The organism is Burkholderia sp. BCC1998 (assembly GCF_905339875.1).
Classification (GTDB): domain Bacteria; phylum Pseudomonadota; class Gammaproteobacteria; order Burkholderiales; family Burkholderiaceae; genus Burkholderia.
This window is the reverse complement of the sequence record NZ_CAJPHE010000004.1, coordinates 440,241-447,180: the sequence shown is the minus strand read 5'-3', so window position 1 is coordinate 447,180 and position 6,940 is coordinate 440,241. Positions and strand designations below refer to the sequence as shown.

The window sequence follows — 6,940 nt, the reverse complement described above, 5'->3', positions numbered from 1 at the left end:
GATGGGCCGTCTGCTGAAGAAGGCGCTGTAATATTTCCCCTGGGTTCGTCCTGCAGAAAACGCCGGCTTCGCCGGCGTTTTTTGTTATGCTCGCGCAATGAATTTGTAAGCCCCGGGGCTGCGCGATGCATGTCCCGGCATTGACCCGGGCCGCCTGTTCGACAGCCGTTGCCCCGCACCCGATCACCCGATACTGCTCATGCTTGAATTCCTGACGTCGCTCCACTGGGGCGCGGTGTTTCAGATCGTCATCATCGACATTCTCCTCGGCGGCGACAACGCGGTCGTGATCGCGCTCGCATGCCGCAACCTGCCCGCCAACCAGCGGCTGCGCGGCGTCGTGTGGGGCACGGCCGGCGCGATCCTGCTGCGGGTCGCGCTGATCGCATTCGCGGTCGTGCTGCTCGACGTGCCGTTCCTGAAGTTCGGCGGCGGCCTGCTGCTGCTGTGGATCGGCGTCAAGCTGATGGCGCCGGACGCCGATGCGCACGACAACGTGAAGCCGGCCGACCGGCTGTGGGACGCGGTGAAGACGATCGTGATCGCCGACGCAGTGATGAGCCTCGACAACGTGATCGCGATCGCCGGCGCGGCCGAGCAGGCCGATCCGTCGCACCGGCTGGCGCTGGTGATCTTCGGGCTCGTCGTCAGCGTGCCGATCATCGTGTGGGGCAGCACGCTCGTGCTGAAGCTGCTCGACCGCTTTCCGGTCGTCGTCGCGCTGGGCGCCGGGCTACTGGGCTGGATCGCCGGCGGGCTGATGGTGCACGACCCGGTCGGCGACCGCTGGCCGGTACTCGATACGCAGGCCGCGATCTACGGCGCGAGCATCGCCGGCGCGCTGTTCGTCGTCACCGCGGGTTACGCGCTCCGGCGCCACCGCGGCGTCCCGCGCGCGCATTGACGTTGGCCGCCCGGCCGACTGCCGGGGCCGCGGCCCGCTGGCTACGATCGAAACGCCTGCCTGATCCGGCAGGCGTTTTTCGTTTCCGGAGCCAGTCATGTTCGAAGCCTTTTCCGTTTCCCTGTTCCGTCGCATCGCCGCCAATCTGCGGCGCGCGCGCCGGCCGGCGCCGCGCTGGCGGCCGGCCGGCTTCACGCTGATCGAGCTGATGATCGTGCTCGCGATCGTCGGCGTGATCGCGGCCTACGCGATTCCCGCGTACCAGGATTACCTCGCGCGCTCGCGCGTCGGCGAGGGGCTCGCGCTCGCGTCGTCCGCGCGGCTCGCGGTCGCGGACAATGCCGCGAGCGGCGCGGGCCTCGATGGCGGCTACAGCCCGCCGGCCGGCACCCGCAACGTCGAATCCGTCGTCATCGACGGCGACACGGGCCAGATCACGGTGGCGTTTACCGCCCGCGTCGCCGCGGCCGGCGCGAATACGCTCGTCCTGGTGCCGTCCGCGCCGGACAAGGCCGATACGCCGACCGCGCGCGTACCGCTGAAAAAGGGCTCGATGCAGGCCGGCGCGATCGCATGGGAGTGCTTTGCCGCCGGCAAGGCTGCGTCGTCGCTCCCGGCGCCGGGCGCGGGCCCGCTACCGGCGGAGGCCGCGACGTTGCCCGCGAAATATGCGCCGGCGGAATGCCGCGCGTAGGGGCGGGGGCATGCCGGCCAGTGCGGGGCCGCCCGCACGGCACGGCGCCCGCCGTGCCGGCGGGTTGCGCCGGTCGCACCGGTCGCGCCGCGTCGGGTGACGGTGCGACGGGCCCGCACAGAGCGGGGAAAGTTTTGTATAGTGCGCCGGTTGCTGACATCCGGTTCGCTCATGCCTTCTACTTTTTCCCGTTCGTTGCCGCTCGTTGCGCTGGCTGTCGCCCTGATCGTGCCGTACTCGATCACGAATCACACGTATCCGATTCCAACCTTCTATTCAGAATTTGCCGCGCTGGTGCTGTATCTGCTGGTGGGGCTCTCCGTCGTCCTGCTCGCGCGCACGGGCCGCCCGGCCGAGCCGTTCGCCGCGCCGGCCGCGTTCGTCGCGCCGCTCGGGTTCGCGGCGGTGCTGATCGCGCAGGTCGCGCTGATGCCGCTGAAGGTGCCGTCGATGAACTGGCTGGCGGTCGGCTATCTGGCCGCCGCGCTGGTCGCGATGCAGGCCGGCTACACGCTCGGGCGCGAGGGGCTCGCCGAAGCCGTCGCGCGAATGATGTCCGGCGCGCTGCTCGTCGGCGGGGTGTTCGCGGTCGCGAGCCAGATCGTTCAGCTGTTCCATCTCGAGTCCGCGGTGTCGCCGTTCGTCGTCGTGTACAACATCGCGGTCGATCGCCGCCCGTACGGCAACATGGCGCAGGCGAACCACCTGGCGACCTACATCGCGTTCGCGCTCGCGGGCGCGCTGTATCTGGCGCAGACGCGCCGGCTCGCGGCATGGGCGTGGCTCGCGCTGTCGATCGCGCTGTCGGTCGGGCTCGCGCTGACGGTGTCGCGCGGCCCGTGGCTGCAGGTCGCGGTGCTGGTCGTCGCGGGTTTCTGGATGGCATGGATCGAGTCGCGCCGCGCGCCGGGCAACCGCCGCGCATGGCTGATGCCGGTCGCGCTCGCGGTGATCTTCGTCGCGGTGAACGTCGCGGTGCGCTGGGCCAACGTGCACTTCCACCTGGGGCTCGCCGAGTCGGCGGCCGACCGGATGCGCGACGCGGGGCAGATCGCGCCGCGCCTCGCGCTGTGGAAGTACGGGCTTGCGATGTTCCGCGAGCATCCGTTGCTCGGCGTCGGCTGGGGCGAATTCCCGTCGCATCAGTTCGCGCTCGTGCGTACGCTCGGCGGTGTCGAGATCGCGAACAACTCGCACGACATCTTCATCGACCTGCTCGCGAAGTCCGGCCTCGTCGGCCTCGGCGTGCTCGTCGTCGCGCTCGTCACATGGTTCGTGCGCGCGGTGCGCGCGCCGCAGTCGAGCACGCGCGTGTTCGGCCTCGCGCTGATCGGCATCCTGCTGATGCATGCGCTCGTCGAATATCCGCAGCAATACATGTTCTTCCTGCTGCCGGCGATGTTCGTGATCGGCCTGCTCGACGTGAAGCCGCTGCGTATCCTGCCGGGCCGCGTGGCGTTCGGGCTGTTCGCGGTGCTGTCGGTCGGCGGCGTGCTGGCGGCAGTGCCCGTGCTGCGCGACTACCAGCGCGCGGAAGTGCTGTACTACGGCAGCGAACCGGCCGCGCAGTACCGCGACGCGCCGTCGCGGCTGTTCGGCGCGTGGGGCGATTACGGCGCGGCCACGCTGCTGACGATTTCGCCGGACAACCTGCCGCTCAAGCTCGTCGCGCACGAGCGCGCGATCGCGCTGCTGCCCGGCGAGACGGTGCTGCGCCGCTATGCGGCGCTGCAGGCGCTGGCCGGCCGCGACGCCGACGCGCTCGATACGGTTGCGCGCCTGCATGTGTTCGCGAAGGAGTTGAAGGATTGGCCGCAGCAGCTTGCGTTGCTGTACAAGCTGTGCGACCAGCAGCCGGCGCTGAAGGCGTTCAAGGCGGCGGTGGTCGCGAAGTACGGGGAAGTCCCGGCCGACGCGGACGACGACGACTCGGACGACGATTCGGAGTGACGCCGCGCGGCGCCGGGCGGGGAATCCCGGCGTCGGTCGGATTGCGGTGAAGCAGGGGAGCGATGGCGGCCCGGGACGGTGCGGCGATTGCTTCCCGCGAAGAATGGATGCCCGCCGGATACGGCGCGATTCGCGTCAACCATTGTCAAATCGCCGCCACGCGCGAGGCGGCGCGTGCACAATGCGCGAAAGCGTTCGCGTGCATGGTCGCCCGGAGCGGGCTGCCGGCACGAACGCTGCCCCCGGATCTCCGGGAACCCGCCAAGCAGGATCGCGACCGGGCAACCATCGGTCGTGCGGCCGCAACGGGGCGCCGGTCCGATGGCCGCGGCGCGGGGCGATGCACGCGATGCGGCCGGACGATGTCGGCCGGCGCGGCAATCTTCCGCAACAACAGTACTCAAGAACGATATTCGACCATGGCTCTTCGCTCGACCATCCTGATCCTGCCTGCCGTCGCCGTGCTGTTTTCCGGCTGCGCGATGCTGTCGTCGTCGCAGGAAAGCAAGCTGACCTGCCGCATTCCGCGCGCCGTCTACCCGGATGGCGCGAAGCCGCTCACGCGTCCCGTCACCGTGCTCGTGCGCGCGCTGATGACGACCTCGGGCGAAGCCCAGAACGTCACCGTGACCACGAGCAGCCGCAATGCCGCGGCAGACCGCGCGGCCGTCGACGCGATGACGCATGCGACGTGCGCGCAGACCGGCGCCACCGCGAATCCGTTCCTGCTCACGCAACCGTTCGTGTTCGAGCCGCGTCGCGGCGAGTGATGGGCGGGCCACGCGGCTGGTCATGCCGTGTCGCGCCAGCCGCGTGCCGTCGTTTCCTCTCCGGTGCCGCCATGCCGCTGCGGTTCAGTGCCGCGGCATCAGGTTTGCGCCATGGCAAGCCGGGGCGGCCGCGTTGCGTAGCCCGAGCATCGTGAACCCGTTGCGCTCCTGGCGGATCAGCGCGTAGCGCCGCGCCACCGTGTTTCCATCCTTGCCGGTCAGGTCCAGTTCGACCTGGAAGCGATCCTTGCCGTCCGAGCAGCCGCGTACCGGACCGTACGCGAACCCGACATCGGGCGCCTTGCTTTCGGCATTGAACGCTTGCCGGGCCTTCAGCGCCACCGCAGCGGCCGCCGGTTCGCTCCACTCGCGCGCGAGCGCATCGTCCACGTTCAGCCATTCGTCGACGAAATCGCGTCCGTTGAGCGCGACGGGCTGCACGCGCTGCACGGTGTCGCCGTCGACGCGGTAGCGGAAGATGCCCGGCCGCGTCATCACGTCGCTGTCGCGCGAGCCGACCGTCGTGCGCATCTCGAAGCCGTCGGGGCGCACCTTGAAGCGGAGCGCGTCGTCGTCGAGCACGTAGCCGTGATCCGTATGGAACAGCGTGCGTTGCGCGGCCGTGCCGTTGGCTGGCGCGACCACGTCCGCGCCGAACCGGCTCCAGCGCGACGAGCACCACGGCGTGCCATGGACGATCGCCACCTGGCCGCCGGGCAACGCACCGAACCAGAAACCGCCGCCGTAGGCGCCGCCGATGTCCTTGTAGTCGTCGGCTTGCCAGCGCAGCACGCGCCGCCAGCCGCCGTTTTCCCACGCGTACGCGGTGAGCAGGTTATCGTCGCCGCACGCGATGTCGAAGCCGGCGCGCACGAAGAGCAGCGGACGGGACGTGCCGTCGCGCGCGACGTCGACGTCCGCGTTGCGGCCGAACGCCGATTCGCCGGTTTTCGGCTGGGCGGGTTGGGCGGGTACGCCGAGCGTTGCCGCGAGCGCGCGTTTCAGCGCCGCCGGTTCAACGAGTTCACCGCTGCACGCGAGCCGCGCGTCGATCGCGCCGACGAGCGCCTGCTTGTACGCGCGAAGCGCATCGCGCAAGGGCGGCGACACGTCGACGGTGCCACCGCCGTCGCCTTGCGGATTACGCACTTGCTGCACGCGGTGTTGCGCGTCGACGGCGGCGCGCGCGGCTGTGTCGGCGGCGGGGCAGGGGCTGGCGGCGAAGGCGACGGGCGATACGACAACGCACAGCGCGAGTGCGGCGCGATGTATCGAGTTGTTCATCGAATGGAGTCTCCGGGCGTAGCGAGGGGATTCAGTCCTGTGAGGCCGTGGCATTTCGGACAGGGAACGACAGCTTCTCCAGTCTTTCATCGAGCAGCGAATAGAGCGTGTTCGTATCCTGATCGAAGTACCGGCTGTTATGGACGATCTCGTCGACCTTCTGTTTCCAGGTCCTACCTGCGTCAATGCTGCTGACCATCAGGGGGATCGGTGGATCGTCGGTTGCCTGCCCGGGATCGGTCGCATAGACGAGCAACAGGCCGTCGCGGCCCACGTCGAGGTCGCTCACGATGAGCTTCCTGTCAAACGTGGTCACTTGCCGGACGCGCTCGGGGTGCGTGGCCGCCCACGTCGAAAGCACGCCGGTCCGGTGTGCGCCGTCCGGCGCAGTATCGTCACCGCTCCCGTTGTCGAGGAGGGACAGCGCGTAAAGCGTGTAACCGCCGGTCGTGGCCGGTGTTGACGCGAGTCGGGTGACGGTCTGGTTCGGCAGGACGGCGTCGGGAACGAACGTCTGCTGATCCGGCGCGAGCCGATATACGACGCTGCGAGCGGGGGCCGTCGCCGACCGATCGACATGGTAAGCCACTCGCAGGGTGCCGTCGGGGCCGAGGTTCACCGCTTCGAAGTTGCGCGGGGGCAGACCGGGGACGACTGCATTCGGCGGTAGTGCAATCCGCTGCCAGGAGTCGCCGCCGTCGGATGTTCGCCGGACGGCCGGGCCCCGGCCGATCGCGTAGCCGCGCTGCGCGTCGATGAAGAGGAGCTGATCGATATCTTCGTGCTCGGGCCATTCGAGCTGCGACCAGCGGCGGCCGCCATCGAGCGATTTCCAGACACGGGTTTGCTGCGGGTTGAGGTCGTCCGCGCGACGCGGCGATGTGTAGCTCATCCAGCCGGCACTGATCAAGTGGACATGACCGTCTCGCGAATGCCACCACGCGATGTGTTGGCCGGGCGCTTGCAAGCTGCGCTGCAGTCCGCGATCGAGCGTGCCGCGGAAGAAATTCGCGGTCCGCCGATTGAGGGTTTCTCCCGCGTTGTTCATCCATGCTTCGGTGGGCTCGGCAACCGTCGGATTCTTCCACTCGTCGGCAGGCTTCAGCGCCACCACGGGATCGGCGACCGTGAGCGACATGATTTCGTTGCCGGTGATGTAGAAATCACCGATGCCTGTCGGCGGGTCGGGCCATGTGATCTGCGACGAAACGGTTTGCCATCGGGGGCCGGTGTTTTCGTACAGCAGAATCAGTACGATGCTGCCGATCGTGATGGCGGCCAGCCGCTTCAGCCGGGATCGATTGCGCATTGAAGTCGACGGAGAGGGCATGAGGCCGG

Annotated in this window: 6 protein-coding genes; 4 read left to right on the top strand and 2 right to left on the bottom strand. The window is 68.9% G+C overall.

Translation table 11 applies throughout. The annotated features are described in order from the left end of the window. Window positions 1-199 precede the first annotated feature (199 nt). The 4 genes from U5A56_RS10665 (at window position 200) to U5A56_RS10650 (ending at window position 4,318) form a co-directional block, all read left to right on the top strand. Complete coding sequence (locus tag U5A56_RS10665) at window positions 200-904, top strand: TerC family protein (RefSeq protein WP_321922178.1); 705 nt, start codon at window positions 200-202, stop codon at window positions 902-904. A 97-nt stretch (window positions 905-1,001) separates the two neighbouring features. Further along, a complete protein-coding gene (locus U5A56_RS10660) occupies window positions 1,002-1,598 on the top strand; it encodes a pilin (protein WP_321922176.1) in 597 nt (198 codons plus the stop codon). A 171-nt stretch (window positions 1,599-1,769) separates the two neighbouring features. Continuing rightward, window positions 1,770-3,548 carry a PglL family O-oligosaccharyltransferase gene (locus tag U5A56_RS10655; RefSeq protein WP_321922174.1) on the top strand — a complete coding sequence of 593 codons (1,779 nt, stop codon included), beginning with the start codon at window positions 1,770-1,772 and terminating at the stop codon, window positions 3,546-3,548. 62 nt (window positions 3,549-3,610) lie between these two features. Then, entirely contained in the window at window positions 3,611-4,318 is a 708-nt protein-coding gene (locus U5A56_RS10650) for a TonB family protein (RefSeq protein WP_321922172.1), read from the top strand. Window positions 4,319-4,402: 84 nt separating this feature from the next. Here U5A56_RS10650 and U5A56_RS10645 read toward each other — a convergent pair whose 3' ends face one another. Next, the gene (locus tag U5A56_RS10645) at window positions 4,403-5,602 is read right to left on the bottom strand and encodes a hypothetical protein (protein WP_321799232.1); all 1,200 of its coding nucleotides are present in this window, start codon (window positions 5,600-5,602) and stop codon (window positions 4,403-4,405) included. Between the two features lie 31 nt (window positions 5,603-5,633). Continuing rightward, window positions 5,634-6,932 carry a glycosyl hydrolase gene (locus U5A56_RS10640; protein WP_321922169.1) on the bottom strand — a complete coding sequence of 433 codons (1,299 nt, stop codon included), beginning with the start codon at window positions 6,930-6,932 and terminating at the stop codon, window positions 5,634-5,636. Window positions 6,933-6,940 lie beyond the last annotated feature (8 nt).

Bases quoted from the DNA above. Each gene is read 5' to 3' on its own strand.
- U5A56_RS10665 (WP_321922178.1), top strand. From the start codon at position 200: ATGCTTGAATTCCTGACGTCGCTCCACTGGGGCGCGGTGTTTCAGATC.
- U5A56_RS10660 (WP_321922176.1), top strand. From the start codon at position 1,002: ATGTTCGAAGCCTTTTCCGTTTCCCTGTTCCGTCGCATCGCCGCCAAT.
- U5A56_RS10655 (WP_321922174.1), top strand. From the start codon at position 1,770: ATGCCTTCTACTTTTTCCCGTTCGTTGCCGCTCGTTGCGCTGGCTGTC.
- U5A56_RS10650 (WP_321922172.1), top strand. From the start codon at position 3,611: ATGGCGGCCCGGGACGGTGCGGCGATTGCTTCCCGCGAAGAATGGATG.
- U5A56_RS10645 (WP_321799232.1), bottom strand. From the start codon at position 5,602: ATGAACAACTCGATACATCGCGCCGCACTCGCGCTGTGCGTTGTCGTA.
- U5A56_RS10640 (WP_321922169.1), bottom strand. From the start codon at position 6,932: ATGCCCTCTCCGTCGACTTCAATGCGCAATCGATCCCGGCTGAAGCGG.